The sequence below is a fragment of the Paenibacillus sp. CCS19 genome (genome assembly GCF_033239625.1).
GTDB lineage: Bacteria > Bacillota > Bacilli > Paenibacillales > Paenibacillaceae > Paenibacillus_T.
In genome coordinates this window covers 111,711-128,156 of record NZ_BTCK01000015.1, presented here as the reverse complement: position 1 = coordinate 128,156, position 16,446 = coordinate 111,711, and the positions used below count along the sequence as shown (strand labels likewise).

The 16,446-nt window shown below is 56.8% G+C and carries 12 protein-coding genes; 11 read left to right on the top strand and 1 reads right to left on the bottom strand.

The features are described 5' to 3' along the window. On the bottom strand, nucleotides 1–607 hold a 607-nt coding region (locus SBI19_RS12880), incomplete at its 3' end, for an electron transfer flavoprotein subunit beta/FixA family protein (protein ID WP_317968698.1). Between the two features lie 303 nt (nucleotides 608–910). On the opposite strand from SBI19_RS12880, the gene SBI19_RS12875 reads away from it, so the two are divergent. From SBI19_RS12875 to SBI19_RS12825, 11 genes are all read left to right on the top strand, one after another. After that, nucleotides 911–3,073: a (Fe-S)-binding protein gene (locus SBI19_RS12875; protein WP_317968714.1), complete on the top strand. Its 2,163-nt coding sequence runs from the start codon at nucleotides 911–913 to the stop codon at nucleotides 3,071–3,073. A 1,232-nt stretch (nucleotides 3,074–4,305) separates the two neighbouring features. Beyond that, nucleotides 4,306–6,987, top strand: a complete 2,682-nt coding sequence (locus tag SBI19_RS12870) for a 3-hydroxyacyl-CoA dehydrogenase/enoyl-CoA hydratase family protein (RefSeq protein ID WP_317968696.1) — start codon at nucleotides 4,306–4,308, stop codon at nucleotides 6,985–6,987. Nucleotides 6,988–7,084: 97 nt separating this feature from the next. Further along, a complete protein-coding gene (locus SBI19_RS12865) occupies nucleotides 7,085–8,302 on the top strand; it encodes an acetyl-CoA C-acyltransferase (protein ID WP_317968694.1) in 1,218 nt (405 codons plus the stop codon). Between the two features lie 20 nt (nucleotides 8,303–8,322). After that, nucleotides 8,323–10,101 (top strand): acyl-CoA dehydrogenase family protein, encoded by a 1,779-nt coding sequence (locus tag SBI19_RS12860; protein ID WP_317968692.1) that lies wholly within the window; start codon nucleotides 8,323–8,325, stop codon nucleotides 10,099–10,101. A 40-nt stretch (nucleotides 10,102–10,141) separates the two neighbouring features. Next, a complete protein-coding gene (locus SBI19_RS12855) occupies nucleotides 10,142–11,848 on the top strand; it encodes a long-chain-fatty-acid--CoA ligase (RefSeq protein ID WP_317968690.1) in 1,707 nt (568 codons plus the stop codon). Nucleotides 11,849–11,881: 33 nt separating this feature from the next. Beyond that, the gene (locus SBI19_RS12850) at nucleotides 11,882–12,298 is read left to right on the top strand and encodes a PaaI family thioesterase (protein ID WP_317968688.1); all 417 of its coding nucleotides are present in this window, start codon (nucleotides 11,882–11,884) and stop codon (nucleotides 12,296–12,298) included. A gap of 84 nt (nucleotides 12,299–12,382) precedes the next feature. Next, nucleotides 12,383–12,592 (top strand): hypothetical protein, encoded by a 210-nt coding sequence (locus SBI19_RS12845; protein WP_317968686.1) that lies wholly within the window; start codon nucleotides 12,383–12,385, stop codon nucleotides 12,590–12,592. A 230-nt stretch (nucleotides 12,593–12,822) separates the two neighbouring features. Beyond that, nucleotides 12,823–13,011 carry a hypothetical protein gene (locus SBI19_RS12840; protein ID WP_006038752.1) on the top strand — a complete coding sequence of 63 codons (189 nt, stop codon included), beginning with the start codon at nucleotides 12,823–12,825 and terminating at the stop codon, nucleotides 13,009–13,011. A 633-nt stretch (nucleotides 13,012–13,644) separates the two neighbouring features. Further along, nucleotides 13,645–14,655, top strand: a complete 1,011-nt coding sequence (locus SBI19_RS12835; RefSeq protein ID WP_317968712.1) for a methionine ABC transporter ATP-binding protein — start codon at nucleotides 13,645–13,647, stop codon at nucleotides 14,653–14,655. Next, entirely contained in the window at nucleotides 14,652–15,311 is a 660-nt protein-coding gene (locus SBI19_RS12830) for a methionine ABC transporter permease (RefSeq protein WP_317968677.1), read from the top strand. The genes SBI19_RS12835 and SBI19_RS12830 overlap by 4 nt, the downstream gene beginning before the upstream one ends. A gap of 30 nt (nucleotides 15,312–15,341) precedes the next feature. After that, the gene (locus SBI19_RS12825; RefSeq protein WP_483312287.1) at nucleotides 15,342–16,199 is read left to right on the top strand and encodes a MetQ/NlpA family ABC transporter substrate-binding protein; all 858 of its coding nucleotides are present in this window, start codon (nucleotides 15,342–15,344) and stop codon (nucleotides 16,197–16,199) included. Nucleotides 16,200–16,446: the final 247 nt, after the last annotated feature.

Below are 16,446 nucleotides of genomic sequence, written 5' to 3'. Positions count from 1 at the left end.
CGCTTCGGCTGACGACGTGAAGCGGCTTGCGCTTCGCCTTCATAATGCCGGGCAGCGACGGATATCGCGGCTCGTTCAGTCCCTGCTGCGCAGTGACGAGAGCGGGCAGCGGTACTTCAACGGTTGCGATGTCGCCTTCGACGTCGCGGTCGGCAACGAGCGTTCCGCCGTTAATCTCCAGCTTTACAACCGCTGAGGCGTGGGGCAGTCCCAATCGCTCCGCGACCTGCAGTGCGACGCTGCCAGAGCCGGTATCCACGGCGAACAGACCAGCCAGCAGCAGGTCTGGCTTCAGCGGCCGCACCACTGCGGCGATCGCAGCAGCAAGCGAAGCGCTGTCATCCCCTGGCTCGGTCTCGAGTCGAATCGCCTCATCGGCTCCCATCGCCAGCGCGGTGCGGAGCGCTTCCGCGCTTTGCTCGCTGCCGCACGTGATCGCGGTAATCGTGCCCCCGTGTTTCTCCCTAAGCCGAAGCGCTTCTTCCAACGCATATTCGTCATACGGATTGACGATCAGCTTGACGCCGTCCTGCGACACAGTGCCGCCTTGGACGACGATTTTCTCCTCGGTATCGAACGTTTGCTTCACGAGCACGACGATGTTCATAAGGATGCCTCCTTCTGATCGGATCAGCCTATCGAAAGCCATCAGTGCTACATTATGACTTCGTACCATTGAATAGACTAGCGGGCTGCAAGGCTCGCGTCAGACAAGGCTTGCAGGCGCCGGAAGAGGGATACGCAGATGCATGTTCACTGGGCGGTACTCATATACTGGAACAACGCGCAGACATGAAAGCGCTTCACGACTTGTCCTAGCAATCGAGCGCTTGAGGGGGGCGGTGCTGCGTTGACGGACCATTTTGTAATCGAGTTGATTAGGTGGCTGTTGTTCGGCTTCGTGTTAGGAATGGCGATCGGATGGTTCGGGTTGGCGGTGATGAACCGAATCTCTTACATGCGGCTCGGTCAGGATACGTTCCGGCCTCCGCCGCGTGAGGGTGGCAGCAGCAGGTCAGCAGCCCTGCAAACGGCGGATGTTGCAGTCCAGGTGTTCGGTCACCGCAAGCTGCTGCGGGATGTTCGAAGCGGGGTTATGCATTTGCTCTTGTTTTACGGATTTATCGTGCTGCAATTCGGCGCCTTGGCCATTATTTGGGAGGGTCTGACTGATCATCTGCTGCCGTATGCGCGTTGGAATGCGTTCGCTGTCTCGCAGGAAGCAACGGTGGCGATTGTGCTGGTTGCTGTTCTGTATGGTGTGTTTCGCAGGTACGGGGAACGGCTTGAGCGGTTGCGGAGAGGGTTGAAGCCAGCCGTCGTATCTCTGTTCATCGGCGGCATATGTATAACGGTGCTGCTGACGTTAGGCTTTGGACGAATCGCCTCACCCGATATGGCGCACAGCGCCGAATACGCACCGATCTCATCGGCGCTTGCCGACCTGCTCCAGACGATCGGGTTCACCGAGCAATCCGCGTCATACGGCTATGAAACGGCTTGGTGGCTGCATTTGCTCGTACTGCTCGCTTTCTTGGTGTACGTGCCGCAGTCGAAGCATTTTCACCTGATGACGGCTCCGATCAATTTGTGGCTCGGACGGGGCGTAACTCGGAGGTCGCTTCAACCGATCAATCTCGAGGACGAAAATGCCGAGTCATTCGGCGTCGGCCAAATCGAACAGTTTCGTAAGAAGCAGCTGCTCGATCTGTATGCGTGTGTCGAGTGCGGACGGTGCACGAATGTTTGCCCGGCTTCCAACACCGGCAAGCTGCTGTCGCCTATGCATTTGATCGTGAAGCTGCGCGACCATTTGACGGAGAAAGGAGCTTCAGTTACCAAGCGTCAGCCGTACGTTCCTGCATGGGCATGGGCGGCAGGTCATTCGGCAGAGGCGAAGCAGGTTCATGTGATGGGCGCGGCGCTGCCCGTCTGGAACGACAGTCGAGATGCAGCGGATACGTCGATCGCTCCAACGATGGAAGCACAAGCTGAGTCTTGGCAAAAATCCGCCGGAACCTCGATCGAAGATATCTCGATGATCGGCGATGTCATGACGGAGTCGGAGCTGTGGTCGTGCACGACATGCCGCAACTGCGAGGACCAGTGTCCGGTCGGCAATGAGCACGTGGACAAAATCATCGACATGCGCCGTCATCTCGTCCTGATGGAAGGCCGCCTGCCTGCCGAAGGGCAGCGCGCGATGCAAAATATCGAGCGTCAAGGCAACCCATGGGGACTGCCGCGTGCAGACCGTGCCGCATGGATGGATGCGTGCAAAGAGCAGACCGGCATAACGGTCGAAACGGTACGCGAATATGAGAAGCGGGGAGAGCGGCCCGACTGGGTCATCTGGGCAGGCTCGATGGGGGCTTATGATGTGCGGAGCCGCAAGGTGTTGTTCGCGCTCGTGCAGCTGCTCGACGCGGCAGGCGTTCGCTTCGCGACGCTCGGCGCGGAGGAACGCAACTCCGGCGATACGCCGCGCAGGCTCGGCAATGAGCTGTTGTTTCAAGAACTGTGCGCAGACAACATTGAAACGATCGAGCGCTACAGCATCCGCCAGATTGTCACCGCGTGCCCGCACACGTTTCATGCGATGCGCAACGAGTACATTGATTTTGGCTTGCCGGCAGATGTGGAGGTCATCCATCATACGGAGCTGCTGACGCAGCTGCTGGATGAGGGGCGGCTGCGTCCGGTCAAAACGGTCGAGGCGCGCGTCGTCTACCACGATTCCTGCTATATGGGCCGGTATAACGGTTCGTATGCGGCACCACGGCGCATTCTGCGGGCCGTCCCTGGTGTATCGATCGTCGAGATGGAGCGCTCCGGGCGCAACGCGATGTGCTGCGGTGCTGGCGGCGGCATGATGTGGATGGAGGAAAAAGCCGGCGTCCGCGTCAACGTCGCCCGCGTAACCCAAGCGCTCGCTACCGAACCCGAAATCATCGGCTCCGGCTGCCCGTATTGCCTCACCATGATGGAGGACGGCCTCCGCCAGCTCGAACGCGACACCGTCTCTGCCCGCGACGTCGCCGAACTCCTCGCCGAATCCGTCTGCGGTAAGTGACAAAGGGCGAGGTCCCGCTAGGTACCCCGCAGGGGATTGCGTATCACCCTCCTTTCTAACGAACCGAGGTAACGCTATTTGCAGCAACTTCGCTCCCGCAAAATCTAACGACCTCAGATGCTCTTATTTTATTAATCTTCTCGCAAGAAGTCCTAATTCCAACCAAATAGCGCCAAATGAGTTCCTTGCAGCACAAATCGAGCTTTACAGGGGCGTTTAGCGACGCTGAGGTTCGTTACGGCTTTAATAGGATCAGCTCAAGCCCAAGAGGGCTGCTGTCGAGTACCATCAAGGGGCGGAGACAGGCGGATACGAAAGAACAAAGTATGCGACGCTGAAACGTTACTAGGCACATTGATCACAGAGCTTTGCCCGCGCAGGCGCGGCAAGAGCGGGCATGCGTTCCCAAGTAGTCAAAGGCGCGTCCTTGTGAGGAGTCCAGAGGTAAAGGTTTCCGCGAGGAAACCACATCGGGAGCACACGCTTACGACCTTTGGGGCCCTCCCTTGCAGGGAGGGTTCGGGTGGGTAGAGGAATGAAAGAGGTCCCAAGGGCAAAGCCCTAGGAATCCTATGTTGGTATGAATCACTGGAGTCCAAAGGGGCGAAGCCCCAAGAGGGCTGCCTGTCGAGTACCATCAATGGGCGGAGACAGGCGGACACGAAAGAACAAAGTATGCGACGGTTGAAACGTTACTAGGCACATTGATCACAGAGCTTTGCCGCGCGGGCGCGGCAAGAGCGGGCACACATTCAGAGGCATAAATCAATAGGTTTCAAAGGGGCGAAGCCCCAAGAAGGTTGTCGAGTACCATCAATGGGCGGAGACAGGTGAACACGAAAGAACAAAGTATGCGAACGCTGAAACATTATTAGGCACATTGATCAAAGAGCTTTGCCGCGCGGGCGCGGCAAGAGCGGGCATACGTTCCCAAGTAGTCAAAGTTGCGTCCTTGTGAGGAGTCCAGAGGTCACAGGACCTTTGGGGCCCTCCCTTGCAGGGAGGGTTTGGGTGGGTAGAGGAAGTGGAAGTTGATTTAGATGTTTGACTATTGGGGTTACAAGGGGCAGAGCCCCTATCCCCTGGTCGGGTTGTAAGGGGGGCAACCCCTATCCCAAATCGGGGTTACAAGGGGCAGAGCCCCTACCACCTTAACGGGGTCGCAGGGGCAAAGCCCCTGCAATCCTCCCTAACAGGGAGGACACAGGAGGGTAGAAAAAGGAGGGGCCAACGTGAGACATTCCGATCGACCGATTCGCCGTGCGGCGGTAATCGGCTCCGGCGTGATGGGGGCGGCGATTGCAGGCCATCTCGCGAATGCGGGGATGCGTGTCACGCTGCTCGACATTGCGCCGCGTGCATTGACGCCAGAGGAGGAGAAGGCGGGACTGACGCTCGAGCGTCCCGAGGTGCGGCGGCGGCTGGCGAATACCGCTATCGCCAAGCTCAAGACATCCAAGCCGGCCGCGCTCTACGATGCGGCCTTCGCGAACCGCATCAGTCCCGCCTGCCTGGAGGATGATGCGGCTGTTCTTGCCGATGCGGAATGGATCGTCGAAGCCGTCACCGAGCGACAGGACATTAAGCGCAATGTGCTCGACATTATCGAACGGAACCGCGCCCTTGGCTCGCTGGTCAGCACGAATACGTCGGGCCTGTCGGTGACCGAACTGACAGATGGAAGAAGCAGCGACTTCCGGCAGCATTTTATGGCGACGCATTTCTTCAATCCGCCACGGTACATGAAGCTGGTTGAAATCGTCCCGACGCCAGACACGGACGCCTCCGCGCTGCTCCGGCTGACCGAGGTGTGCGAGCGCCAGCTGGGCAAAGGGGTTGTCGTGGCGAAGGATACGCCGAACTTCATTGCGAACCGAATCGGCACGTATGGCATGATGGTCACGCTTGAGGAACAGGAGCGGTTCGGCCTTACCGTGGAAGAGGTTGACGCGCTGACGGGGCCAGCGATTGGCCGGCCTAAGACGGCGACCTTCCGCATGCTCGATCTCGTTGGACTCGATACGCTGCTGCATGTCGTCGACAATGTGCGGGAGCGCAGCAGCGACCCTGAAGATGCGAGTGTGTTCAGGCGGCCGCCAGTGTTGGAACGATTGGTTGCAGAAGGTCGTCTCGGTGAAAAAAGCGGCGGAGGCTTCTACCGCAAGCAGCGTTCCGCCTCCGGCCGCCGCGAGATTGAGGCCCTCTCGCTCCAAACGCATGAATATGCGCCGGCCGCCAAAGTATCGTCGCCGATTATCGACGCTTCCAAAGCGGCCAAGGGAGCGGGAGCCAAGGCGCAAGCGCTGCTCGCTGGGGTATGGAAAGCGCCAATCATCCCGATCAGCCCTTTGAATCCCGCGGCACATGCCGCTTCACTGTCACCTGAGTCGCAGACACCTGCCGCACCTAATGCTGGCACTCAGCAACAACAACCGCAATCTAACGGCGAGACCGCATCCATTACGGGAATCGCAGAACCGATCCCAGCTCCAGCCGACGCAGCTTCAACCAACGCCTCTTCAAAGGCCGCTTCACCTAACGCAGCAGCCAGCGCTCCGCCATCACCAGCCGCCCTGCCGAAGGATGTTCGGTACGCGTTGTTCGCGTGGCACTCGCTGAAGAGGACGCTGCTGTACGCAGCTCGTCAAGTCGGCGTCATCGCCGACAATATCGTCGATATTGACCGCGCGATGGAGTGGGGCTTCAACTGGGAGCTTGGTCCATTCGCGCTCTGGGATTCGCTCGGCGTTGAACGAACCGTCAACCGCATGAAAGCCGAAGGCGACGAGATCCCTGCATGGGTAGCAGACTGGCTGGCTGCGGGCAATCGGACCTTCTATCAGCAGGAGGGCTTAACCCGTCTATATGTCTCAGACGGTCGATACCGGGAGCTTCAAGAGCCGCCGGATTCCATCTCGCTCGCCGCGCTCAAATCATCAGGGCGCACGGTGTTCAGCAACACAGGCGCCAGCCTCATCGACTTGGGGGATGATGTCGCATGCTTGGAGTTCCACTCGCAGAACAATGCGATCGGCGCAGATATTTTGAGTGCGATCAGACGGTCGGCAGAGGAGGTTGGCCGCAATTGGCGTGGTCTAGTTCTCGCGAACGAGGGGCGGAACTTCTGCGTCGGCGCGAACCTGATGCTGCTGCTCATGGAAGCGCAGAGCGGCGAATGGGATGAGGTTGAGGAAATCATCCGAACGTTCCAGGACAGCATGCTCCGGCTGAAGAGACTCGACCGGCCTGTCGTTGCAGCGCCGCATCGAATGACACTCGGCGGAGGCGTTGAGGCGTGCCTGCCTGCGGACCAGATTATATTCTCGCCGGAGACGTATTACGGACTCGTTGAAACTGGTGTTGGTCTAATCCCGGCCGGTGGCGGATGCAAGGAAGCTGCGATCATGGCCGCCTCCCGTGCAACAACGAGGCACGCTGGCTCACTCCACGAGCAGTTGGTGCCGCTGTTCGAGACGATTGCGATGGCGAAGACAACGACAAGCGGCTATGAAGCAGCTTCGCTCGGCTTCAAGCGGCCACAGGATACCGTTATCGCCCGGCAGGACGCACGTATCGCCGAGGCCAAACGAGCGGTGCTTGCACTTGATCAAGCGGGCTACACCGCACCTGATCCGAACGCCCGCATCCCCATCGCTGGCCGAGAGGGCAAAGCAATCCTGCTGCTCGCCGTCGATTCGATGAAGCGCGGCGGCTATATTAGCGCACACGATGCGCGAATCGCCTCGAAGCTCGCTCATGTCATCGCCGGCGGTGATGCGGCGCCTGGTGCAGAAGTAAGCGAGCAGTATTTGCTCGATCTTGAATGCGAGGCGTTTCTGGCACTGCTCGGCGAGCCGCTGACACAGCAGCGGATGCGTTACATGCTCGAAACCGGCAAGCCGCTTCGGAATTGACTAGTTGACTATCCCAATGAGTACGAGTTCAAAAAGTTAAGCGGACTTTTTGAACTACCTCTATGAGTGATAATTCATCGCGTAAGGAGATGAGCGCATGCCAATCGATCGGGAACGCGAACCCGTCATTGTGTCGGCCGTCCGTACCGCGGTCGGCAAAGCGAAGAGAGGAGCGCTGGCACAGACGCGCGCCGAAGATTTGGGCCGAGCGGTGCTGCGAGCAGCCATCGAGCGCGTACCTGGGCTGACGGCCGCGGATGTGGAGGATGTCATCATCGGCTGCGCAATGCCGGAAGGAGAGCAGGGATTGAACTTCGCCCGCATCATGTCGCTGTATGCGGGATTTCCGAATACGGTGCCTGCGCTGACCGTGAATCGGTTCTGCGCCTCCGGCTTGCAGGCGATCGCATTCGCAGCCGAGCGGATTCAGCTGGGCGATGCCGATGTCATTATTGCCGGCGGCGTCGAGAGCATGAGCCATGTGCCGATGACCGGCTTCCGGTTGTCGCCGCATCCGTCCATCGTCGACACGATGCCTGAAGCCTACATGGGCATGGGGCATACCGCAGAGGAGGTTGCAAGGCGGTACGATGTGAGCCGTCAGGCGCAGGATCAGTTCGCAGCGGCGAGCCATGCGAAGGCGGCTGCGGCGATCCAAGCTGGACGGTTTCGGGATGAGATCGTGCCGATCGAAGCGGTCATCGGCAGCGTCGATGCATCCGGTAGGCCGCGCGAGAAACGATTCATTTTCGATACTGACGAAGGGGTTAGACCAGATACGACTGCCGAGCGGCTGGCTTTCCTGAAGCCCTCCTTCGCTCGCGATGGAACCGTAACGGCAGGCAATGCCTCTCAGATGAGCGATGGTGCGGCAGCTGTTGTCGTCATGAGCAGAGGCAGGGCGGAGGAATTAGGCATTCAGCCGATCGCGTCTTACCGTTCCTATGCAGTGGCAGGCGTGGCGCCAGAAATTATGGGCATCGGGCCGATAGAGGCCATCCCGAAGGCGCTCCGACGCGCAGGCATCCAGCAGCAGCAGGTTGATCTGTTCGAGCTGAATGAGGCGTTCGCTGCGCAGTGCGTCCCGATTATTCGAGATCTCGGAATCCCTGAACATACAGTCAACGTGAACGGCGGTGCGATTGCGCTTGGTCATCCGCTTGGCTGTACAGGCGCAAAGCTGACGGTATCGCTGCTGCATGAGCTGAAGCGCCGCGGCGCTCGATATGGTGTTGTTTCGATGTGTATCGGCGGCGGAATGGGCGCGGCAGGGGTGTTCGAGGCGGAGTACCCGTCTGTAACGAGCAACCAATAACGAGAGGAGTGGAGCGGCTTATGTCAGCAGACAAAGCGCCAAGCGGCGGCCGTTTTGTCGTAGACGATACGGATCCGGCAGCGGTCGTAACCCCAGAAGATTTGACTGAAGAGCAGCGGATGATGGCGGATGCGGCAAGGGCATTCGTGCAGGGAGAAGTAAAGCCAAGAGATGAGCAGCTCGAGAAGCTGGATTATAAGCTCACTGTCGAGTTGATGCGCAAGGCTGGCGAACTAGGGTTGTTGGGCGCAGATGTGCCGGAGGCGTACGGAGGACTTGGTCTCGACAAAGTAAGCACGACGCTGCTCTCGGAGACGATGGCGGAAGCCTCCTCGTTCGCGTTGTCCGTCGGCGCGCATGTCGGCATCGGAACGCTGCCGATCGTGTTCTTCGGCACGCCGGAGCAGAAGGCTGCGTACTTGCCTGATCTTGCGGCGGGTACGAGAATCGCGTCCTACTGCCTGACAGAGCCGGGCTCCGGTTCCGATGCGCTCGGCGCGCGAACGACGGCTAGGTTGACGCCGGACGGTACGCACTATTTGCTTAACGGTTCCAAGCTGTACATTACGAACGCTGCGTTCGCGGACATCTTCATCGTCTATGCGAAGGTCGACGGCGATCACTTCACGGCCTTCATCGTGGAGCGGGGAACGCCGGGATTCACGATCGGACCCGAGGAGAAGAAGATGGGCATCAAAGGCTCCTCGACCTGTCCGCTGTTCTTCGAGGATGCGCCGGTTCCGATTGGCAACGTGCTGGGCGAGATCGGCAAAGGCCATCTGATTGCGTTCAATATCCTCAACATTGGCCGGTTCAAATTAGGCGCAGGCTGCGTCGGCACGGCCAAGGAGGCGATTGCGCTCGCCGCGAACTATGCGGCAGGCCGCAAGCAATTCGGGCGTCCGATCGCTTCGTTCCCGCTCATAGGCGAGAAGCTGGCGGACATGAACATTGCCGCTTTCGTCACGGAGAGCATCGTGTACCGAACGGCTGGATTGATCGACGAACGGCTCGCGACGGCTGACCCGAACGCGCCGGACGCTGGCGCGCAGGCGGCGAAGGCCATTGCCGAGTATGCGCTGGAGTGTTCGATCGTGAAGGTATTCGCGACGGAGGCGCTGGACCTTATTGCCGATGAAGGCGTGCAGATTCACGGCGGCTACGGCTATATCCAAGAGTACAAAATCGAACGGATTTACCGCGATTCGCGCATCAATCGCATTTTCGAAGGCACGAACGAGATCAATCGGATGCTCATTCCCGGCACCTTGATGAAGAAAGCGTTGAAGGGCGAGCTGCCGCTCCTGCGCAAGGCGCGCGCGCTCCAAGAGGAGCTGCTGCAGCCGATGCCGCTTCCTTCGTTCGAAGACACGCTCAGCCTGGAGTCGTATCGCCTCGGGCAGGCGAAGAAGACGTTCCTTGCAGTTGGCGGCGCTGCCGTCCAGAAGCTCGGCCTTCGGCTTGAACAGGAGCAGGAGGTGCTTGTCTCGCTTGCCGATATGATGATCGGCATCTATGCGCTCGAGAGCGCGCTGCTGCGCGTTCGCAAGCTGATTGCAGCGAGCGGCGCGGCGCGTGCGGAGAACGCCATCCAGATGACGTCCGTCTTTGCGCAGAATACGCTGGATTCAATCGAGACGCTGGCGAAGAAGACGCTTGCCGCGCTGGAACAAGGGGATGCGCTGCAAGTACAGCTGTCCGTACTGAAGAAGCTGATGCGCGCCCCGCTCGTCGATACGATTGCCGTCAAGCGCTCCATTGCCGCGAAGGTGAAGGAAGCGGGACGCTACGTCGTCTGAGAGACTGCAGAGCCCATTCGGATTGGAAAGGGTGAGGACGATGGAATTAAGCAACCCGCGTCCATGGCTGCGTCATTATCCGAAAGAGGTAGCCGAGTCCTGCGGCTACCCGAACAAGTCGATACCCGATCTGCTGCTGGATAGCGCGAGCAAGTACGGCAATCGGCCGGCGGTTCATTTTCTAGGCAAAACGTTAACCTATTCGAAGCTGCTGGAGGACGCTCGCCGCATGGCGGACGCTCTCCGGCGGCTTGGCGTTGCCCGCGGCGACCGCGTCGCCATCATGCTGCCCAACTGTCCGCAGGCGGTTATTGCCTATTACGGCGCGCTTATGACAGGCGCTATTGTGGTGCAGACGAATCCGATCTATGTGGAGCGGGAGCTTCAGCATCAGCTGGCGGACAGCGGAGCATCGGTTCTGATTACCGTCGATCTGCTCTATCCGCGCGTATCGCGCGTTCGCGGCGAGAAGCCCGAGGAAGGCCCAGTGCCTTCTTTGCAAAATGTTATCGTCACATCTATTAAAGATGGGCTGCCTTTTCCGAAAAATATACTATACCCAATCAAACAGCGCAGAGACGGCTTTCGCCCTGACGTTCCGTACGGCAAGCTTGGCGTGCACGCTTATTCGCGCCTGATGGCAGAGGCGAAGCCTGACCCGACAGTTTATACCGTTATTGATCCAGCCAACGACTTGGCGCAGCTGCAATATACAGGAGGCACAACAGGTGTTGCCAAAGGCGTGATGCTGACGCATCGCAACCTGGTCGCCAATATGGTGCAGGCATCAGCTTGGTGCTATCGCTTAAGAGAGGGCAAGGAGCGTTTTCTCGCTGCGCTGCCGCTCTTTCACGTTTTCGGTCTGACCGTACTCATGAATATGTCCGTGTATTTAGCAGGAGAGCTCATTCTGCTCCCGCGATTCGATATTGTGCAGGTGTTGGAGACGATACGAAGCAAGAAGGCAACGATATTCCCCGGCGCTCCAACGATGTATGTGGCGTTGATCAATCATCCGCAGGCAGCGAAGTTCGATCTGTCCTCGATAGAAATCGCAATCAGCGGTTCTTCAGCGCTGCCGCTCGAGGTGCAGCAGCGGTTCGAGACGATTACGGGCGGACGGTTGATCGAAGGCTACGGTCTGACGGAGGCATCGCCTGTAACGCACGTGAACCCGATATGGGAACGCCGCAAGAACGGCTCCATAGGGCTCCCGCTGCCGGACACCGATTGCAAGATCGTAAATCCCGAGACAGGAGAGACGGTCTCAATCGGAGAGGTCGGGGAGATCGCGGTACGAGGACCGCAAGTCATGAAGGGCTATTGGAACCGGCCGGAGGATACCGCTAAGGTGCTGAAGGACGGTTGGCTATATACAGGAGACCTTGCAACGATGGACGACGAAGGCTACTTTACGATTGTAGATCGTATTAAGGATGTCATTATTGCAGGCGGCTTTAATATATATCCCCGTGAGGTCGAAGAGGTGCTCTATGAGCATCCAGGCGTTCGTGAAGCTGCGATTATCGGCATTAAGGACGAATACCGCGGAGAGACGGTGAAGGCGTATATCGTGCCCAAGGACGGCGTTCAATTGACCGATGAGGAGCTGAACCGCTGGTGCAGGGCGAGGCTTGCATCGTTCAAGGTGCCGCATGTGTACGAATTCCGCGATGATTTGCCGAAGTCGATCATTGGCAAAGTGCTGAAGCGGAAGCTGTACGAGGAGCTTGATCGTCAGTCTTAGACGGGAAGTCAATGCGAAGAGGAGGATGCTGCTATGCCGCCGGAACCGGAGGATTGGGCGCAGCTGGAGGAGAAGGCTCGATCGACCTTCTGGGGGACGCTTGGCTGCGAGGTCGAGTATGTGGAGTCAGAGAAAGCGGCGGTTCGTCTCGAATGCACGGAGCGGCATCTGAACATGGGCGGGATCGTGCATGGCGGCGTTCTCGCCTCGCTGCTGGATAATACGATGGGATTGGCGTTGATGGTGACATTCCCAGGCGAAATGATCGTAACTGCTCAGTTGAACATTCATTACTTAGCCCCCTCTCAAGGCGGCGAGCTGCGCTGCGAAGCGTCTATGGTTCATCGTTCCAGGCGGACGGCGACGATGGAAGGCCATATTTACGGGCGCGACGGGGAACTGCTGGCGTGGGCGAGCGGTGCTTTCCGGGCAGTCGGCACACCTGGATAAGTCGGGGTAAGCTTGGTTGAAAGGAGCTTTTATTTTCGCTATACTTAACTTTATATGGAAACTGGAACGTGAGGGGGTATCTTGATGGTTGATGGATGGGTGACGGCCCTAGTTGTCGTTTTTGGCGTAGCAGTAGCTGTCGCAGGCGTTATCGCATATCTGCGGATGTTTAGGAAGCACGCGGATTCCACCGTTCATCCATCGGTGACGAGCGACCGCAATTCACGAATCACAGTGCCCTCTCAACAGCTGGATTCGCAATTATTGTCGGAAGATGGAGATCAGAAATTGTAGAAATACGCGGTTTCTGTAAAAATTTATTAAAGGTTCTGAATAAATCAGTCAATTCCCTTTTATAGAAATTGGCGAAGTGGTATAATAGTAAGAAAAGTTCAAATAATTTGCTTATTGTCCATGGGAGCTGCTACATTCCGATACAGGAATTGGAGCGGATGCCGTGCCGCCTTCCGTAATCGTACCGTGAAGTTAAAGGATCGCCATCCAACGCTTAGGGGGGAGATTTCATGGCCAAACACAGCCAAAATGAAGTCAAGGAAAGCCTGAAAGAGCTCACGCGCATTTTCCAGCCGAAGGATCCTCGGAAATTTGTGAAGGACTACATTCGCAAATATCGGATCACGGGTGGCTACGAAGAAGAACTAACGATGCTAGTGGAAGACGAACTCGGCAAACTAAACTCCTCCGTCGGATAATCGGCAGATTGCAGCATACACATATAGGCCTCGCCCACATGGGCGGGGCTTTCTTATTGTTCCGTTCTGGCGTTTGGCGGGACGCTTGCTGTGCGTATGCAAGTGGTGAGATAAGTGGGGAAAATCCACGCTTAGATTGAGTGATAGCTCCTCGGTTGTTCAATAGGTGCAGTAAAACCACACTTATCGGGCGTTTGGCCTGCTCAATGTGTCAATGTCAGCAGCATAAGTGTGTATCAGCCACACTTAAATCGTCCGAGAGCCGCTATCAAACCATTAAGTGTGCCCTAGCCACACTTATAATGATGACACATTGCCCGACCTAAGCAGACTGATTGATGCGGATAAAGCACATGAAAGCATACTAACTGCCCGCCCTACGCCGACTGATGCGAATATAGCACTTGAAAGTACACTAACCGCCCACCGAGCGCCGACTAATGCGCTTCGATTCCAATATATCCCTCGTTGACAGCTGTCAAATCGCCCCCCTATAATTAAATCCTACTAACTGAGTCGGAATTGTAATCTTTTTCCTTAGAAAAAATTTGAAGTTACATAGACAATCGTTTCATTGTAATCGGCAAGGTTGGTTAGACTGTAAATAAACGTCACTTTACGGAGGTTTTCATTCTGATCGAACTTAAGTCAGTCAGCAAGACTTATCGCGTCGGTTCGATAACGACAGAAGCGATTCGCGGAATCGACCTGCATGTTCGGAAGGGCGAAATATTCGGCGTTATCGGTCATTCTGGCGCAGGCAAAAGCACATTGCTGCGCTGCGTGAACCTGCTGGAGCGGCCGACGACGGGCAGTGTCGTCGTGGGCGACACGGATTTGACTCGCCTTAGCGGAAGACAGCTGCAGCAGCATCGGCGGCGGATCGGCATCATTTTTCAACATTTCAACCTGCTGTCGACTGCTACGGTGCGCGACAATATCGCTTTCCCGCTGAAGCTGGCCAAGACGCCGCGCGCGGAAATCAAGGCTCGGGTGGACGAGCTGATCGGATTGGTTGGACTCGAAGGCCACGGAGACAAATATCCATCGCAGCTGTCTGGCGGTCAGAAACAGCGTGTCGGCATTGCCCGTGCGCTTGCGAACCGGCCGGATGTGCTGTTGTGCGATGAAGCGACTTCAGCGCTTGACCCTCAGACGACGGATTCGATTCTGTCTCTGCTGCTGGGCATTAACGAGAAGCTCGGACTTACGATCATGCTCATCACGCATGAGATGCACGTTATCCGTACGATCTGCGATCGGGTCGCTGTCATTGACGGCGGCGAAATCGTAGAGATGGGCGATGTGATCGACGTTTTCCTGCATCCGCGCAGCAATGTGGCGAAGGAATTCGTTGCCCAATCATCAGAAGCATCAGGCGAATCGCTGAGCAGTTTGGACGGTATCCGCAAGGGCAAGCTGCTGCGCGTTCGTTTCAAAGGCGAGTCGACGTTTGAGCCTGTGTTGTTCGAAGCGGTGAAGGAGACGGGCGCGTCATTCTCGATCCTGCAAGGGACCGTGTCGCGAATGAAGCGGATTCCTTACGGCCAGTTGATCGTCGATGTTCGAGGCAGCAGCGATGATGTAACTCGGATCGTGCAGCGGCTGCAGCAAGAGGGCTTGGAAGCGGAGGTGCTCGCATGACGTTCGAGAATGTGCGCTGGGATGAAATATGGGAAGAGACAGGCCACACGCTCCACATGCTGGGGCTGTCGCTTGTTTTCACGATTATTATAGGTCTCATCCTCGGCATCATCCTGTTTCTTACTGGGCGCGGCCAACTGCTGAGCCAGCCGATTGTATATGCGGTGCTGTCGGTCATCGTCAACATCTTCCGATCCGTTCCGTTCGTTATCTTGATGATTTCGATCATGCCATTCACCAAATGGCTGACGGGAACGTCGATCGGCGTCGAAGGATCGATTCCGCCGCTTGTCGTTGCAGCTGCGCCGTTCTTCGCGAGGCTTGTCGAGACTTCGCTGCGGGAAGTCGACCGCGGCGTGATTGAGGCAGCGCAGGCGATGGGCGCATCAAGTTGGGAGATCGTTCGCAAAGTATTGATCCCTGAAGCGCGGGTAAGCTTGATCGCAGCGGTAACGATTACGGCGGTTACGCTCGTTTCGTTCACCGCAATGTCAGGCGTCATTGGCGGCGGCGGCTTAGGCGACTTGGCGCTGCGTTATGGCTACCAACGGTTCCAGACCGACGTCATGCTGGTGACGGTCGTTCTGCTGGTCGTGCTCGTGCAAGTATTGCAGTCGATTGGCGATGTGTTAGTCCGTAAATTCAGCAGAAAATAATGGGCAACTAGAGAGTGGAGGGCTTACATGATGAAACAAAAGAAAACTTGGAAGCAATGGGCCGTATTGGCGATTGCGGTTATGATGGTGTTCACGCTTGCGGCGTGCGGTTCGAAGGAGAAGGAAGAAACGAACAACGGTACGACGGGCGAGGGAAAGACGGCGGAAGAAGTGACGCTTAAGGTCGGTGCTACGCCGGTACCTCACGCTGAGATTCTGAATGAAATCAAGCCGCTCCTGAAGGAGCAAGGCGTTAACCTTGAGATCGTAGAATTCAACGATTACGTGCAGCCGAACGTACAAGTGTATGAGAAGCAGATCGATGCGAACTTCTTCCAACATACGCCGTACCTGGAACAGTTCAACAAGGATAAAGGCTATGACCTCGTAACGGTAACGGGTGTCCATCTGGAGCCGCTCGGCGCTTACTCCAAGAAGATCACCAAGGTTGACGAGCTCAAGGACGGCGCGAAGGTTGCGATTCCGAACGATGCGACTAACGGAGGACGCGCTCTGACGCTGCTGGAGAAGAACGGCTTCCTGAAGCTGAAAGAAGGCGTTGGCGTTAACGCTACAGTCGGCGACATCGTCGACAATCCGAAGAAACTCAAAATCACTGAACTGGAAGCAGCGACGCTTCCGCGCGTGTTGGATGAAGTCGACATGGCGATCATCAACACGAACTATGCACTGGAAGCGGACCTTGTTCCGACGAAAGATGCGTTGTTCCTCGAGAGCAAAGATTCGCCGTACGTGAACATCCTCGTATCCCGTCCAGACAACAAGGACAGCGAAGCGATGCAGAAGCTGGCGAAGGCGCTGAACAGCGATGCGGTTAAAACGTTCATCGAGCAAAAATATAACGGCGCTGTTGTACCTGCATTCTAAAAACGTAAAAACTTAGCGCGAAAGCCCTATCGAATTAACGATTCGATAGGGCTTTCGTTTTTGTTTTCGCATCCAATAGTGACTTTAGAATTTATGGAATAATTTAATTAAAATTGTGGTTGACTAGCAACAAACGTTGGAGTAGATTATTTATAGCGAATATGTTAATTGTTTAACAACATTATTAATTCATGCCTTTAGATACAGCTTATTGACGAATGCATACGCGTATTGCGCGTAATAGTTA

Coding starts and splice junctions, on each gene's coding strand:
- SBI19_RS12875 (WP_317968714.1), top strand. CDS start 911: ATGGCGATCGGATGGTTCGGGTTGGCGGTGATGAACCGAATCTCTTAC.
- SBI19_RS12865 (WP_317968694.1), top strand. CDS start 7,085: ATGCCAATCGATCGGGAACGCGAACCCGTCATTGTGTCGGCCGTCCGT.
- SBI19_RS12860 (WP_317968692.1), top strand. CDS start 8,323: ATGTCAGCAGACAAAGCGCCAAGCGGCGGCCGTTTTGTCGTAGACGAT.
- SBI19_RS12855 (WP_317968690.1), top strand. CDS start 10,142: ATGGAATTAAGCAACCCGCGTCCATGGCTGCGTCATTATCCGAAAGAG.
- SBI19_RS12850 (WP_317968688.1), top strand. CDS start 11,882: ATGCCGCCGGAACCGGAGGATTGGGCGCAGCTGGAGGAGAAGGCTCGA.
- SBI19_RS12845 (WP_317968686.1), top strand. CDS start 12,383: ATGGTTGATGGATGGGTGACGGCCCTAGTTGTCGTTTTTGGCGTAGCA.
- SBI19_RS12840 (WP_006038752.1), top strand. CDS start 12,823: ATGGCCAAACACAGCCAAAATGAAGTCAAGGAAAGCCTGAAAGAGCTC.
- SBI19_RS12830 (WP_317968677.1), top strand. CDS start 14,652: ATGACGTTCGAGAATGTGCGCTGGGATGAAATATGGGAAGAGACAGGC.
- SBI19_RS12825 (WP_483312287.1), top strand. CDS start 15,342: ATGAAACAAAAGAAAACTTGGAAGCAATGGGCCGTATTGGCGATTGCG.